This window comes from Streptomyces sp. NPDC058964, from assembly GCF_042741275.1.
Lineage (GTDB): Bacteria > Actinomycetota > Actinomycetes > Streptomycetales > Streptomycetaceae > Streptomyces.
The window spans coordinates 1-2509 of the sequence record NZ_JBHYKH010000817.1; the positions used below are offsets into that span (position 1 = coordinate 1).

General features: G+C 70.9%; 1 protein-coding gene. It reads right to left on the minus strand.

The window, feature by feature from the left end; translation table 11 throughout:
* Positions 1–165: 165 nt before the first annotated feature.
* A partial coding sequence (locus ACFW2E_RS45145; RefSeq protein ID WP_384477514.1) for an aerobic carbon-monoxide dehydrogenase large subunit occupies positions 166–2509 on the minus strand: 2344 nt, incomplete at its 5' end.

The following is a 2509-nucleotide window of genomic DNA, read 5'->3' on the forward strand; positions in this document are numbered from 1 at the left end:
ACCACCCAACCCACCTTACCGGCGTGCCCCACTGTGCGGTTGCCCCCGGTGCGGGCGGTGGGGGGCGCCACCCCCCGCACCCCCCTGGCCAGCACGAACGGCGTACGGCCGTGCCGGAGCACATCCGCGCGGGTCAGCAGTTCCGTGTTCGACATCGCGCGGGCCTCAGGTGATCGCCAGGTCGGTGCGCAGCGGCCGGCCCTGGGCCGCCCGCCACACCACGGCGGGGGTCAGCGGCATGTCGACGTGGCGTACGCCGAGCGGCCGCAGCGCGTCGACCACCGCGTTGACCACCGCGGCGGGGGAGCCCACCGTGGCGGACTCGCCGACGCCCTTGGCGCCGATCGGGTGGTGCGGGCAGGGGGTGACGGTCTCGCCGAGTTCCCAGGACGGGCACTCGACCGAGGTGGGCAGGAGGTAGTCCATGAACGACCCGCCGAGGCAGTTGCCGTCCTCGTCGAAGGCGATCACCTGCATCAGCGCCATGCCGAGGCCGTCGGCGAGACCCCCGTGCACCTGACCCTCGACGATCATGGGGTTGATCCGGTTGCCGCAGTCGTCCACCGCGACGAACCGGCGGACCTTCACCTGGCCGGTGGCCGCGTCCACATCGGCCACGCAGATGTAGGCGCCGAAGGGGAAGGTGAGGTTCGGCGGGTTGTAGACGCAGGTCGCGTCCAGGTGACCCTCGACGCCCTCGGGCAGCTCCAGGGTGGAGTGCGCCGCCAGGGCGATATCGGCCATGGTCCTGCCCTGGTCGGGGTCTCCGGTGACGAACCAGCGGCCCTTCTCCCACTCCAGGTCGTCCGGGTTCACCTCGAGCATCGCCGAGGCCACGAGCCGCGCGCGCTCGCGCACCTTCCGGGCGACCATGGCCGCCGCCGCTCCGGACACCGGTGTCGACCGGGATCCGTAGGTGCCGAGGCCGAACGGGGTCTGGTCGGTGTCGCCGTGCACGACCTCGACGTCGTCGGGAGGTATGCCGAGCTCCTCGGCGACGATCTGCGCGAACGTCGTCTCGTGCCCCTGTCCCTGGCTCTGCGCGGAGATGCGGAGCACTGCCTTGCCGGTCGGGTGAACGCGCAGTTCGGCACCGTCGGCCATGCCCAGCCCGAGGATGTCCATGTGCTTGCGCGGACCGGCTCCCACGGCCTCGGTGAAGAAGCTGACCCCGATGCCCATGAGCTCGCCGCGCTCGCGCTTTTCGGCCTGCTCCCGGCGCAGGTCCTCGTAGTGCGCCATGTCCATCGCCAGCCGCAGGGCCCGCGGGTAGTCGCCGGAGTCGTACTCCCACCCGGTCTGCGTCCGGTACGGGAACTGCCCGGGCTGCAGCAGGTTGCGCAGCCGCAGCTCGGCGGGGTCCGTGCCGAGCTCGGCCGCGAGCAGGTCGACCATCCGCTCCACCAGGTACACGGCCTCGGTGACGCGGAACGAGCATGCGTAGGCGACACCGCCGGGCGCCTTGTTGGTGTAGACACCGGTGACGGTGCAGTGCGCTGCCGCCAGGTCGTACGAGCCGGTGAAGACGCCGAAGAAGCCGGCGGGGAAGTTGGTCGGCTGCGCGGTCGAGTTGAAGGCGCCGTGGTCGGCGATCACATGGACCCGCAGGGCCTGGATCTTCCCGTCCCTCGTCGCGGCGATCTCGCCGTGCATGTGGTAGTCGCGGGCGAAGGACGTGCTCATCAGGTTCTCCGAGCGGTCCTCCACCCACTTGACGGGCTTGCCGGTCACGATGGAGCCGACGACGGCACACACGTAGCCGGGGTAGATGCCGACCTTGTTGCCGAAGCCGCCCCCGATGTCCGGGGAGATGATCCGGATCTTGTGCTCCGGGATGCCCGCCACCATCGCGTAGATCGTGCGGTGGGCGTGCGGCGCCTGGGTGGTGGACCATACCGTCAGCTTTCCGGTGATGGCGTCCATGTCCGCGACGGTGCCGCAGGTCTCCAGCGGCGCCGGGTGCACCCGCGGATACAGCATGTCCTGCTCCACCACGACGTCGGCGGCCGCGAAGACCTCGTCGGTGCGCTGCTTGTCGCCCGCCGACCAGTCGAAGATGTGGTTGTCGGTCCGCCCGTCCTTGTCGTCGCGGATCACCGGCGCATCCGGATCGAGCGCCCGGCGGGCGTCGACGACCGGCGGCAGCGGTTCGTACTCCACGTCGATGAGTTCCAGGGCGTCCCGGGCGGCGTAGCGGTCCTCGGCGACGACGAAGGCCACCTCCTGGCCCTGGAAGCGCACCTTGTCGGTGGCGAGCACGGCCTGTGTGTCGTACGAGAGCGTGGGCATCCAGGCCAGCCCGAGACCGGCCAGGGTCTCCCCGGTGATCACGGCCTTGACCTTCGGGTGCGCCTCGGCGGCGCTGGTGTCGACGGACACGATCCGGGCGTGCGCCAGCGGGCTGCGCAGAACGGCGCCGTACAGCATCCCCGGCAGCCGGACGTCGTCGACGTAGGTCCCGTGGCCCCGGACGAACCGCGCGTCCTCCTTGCGGGTCATCCGTCCGAAG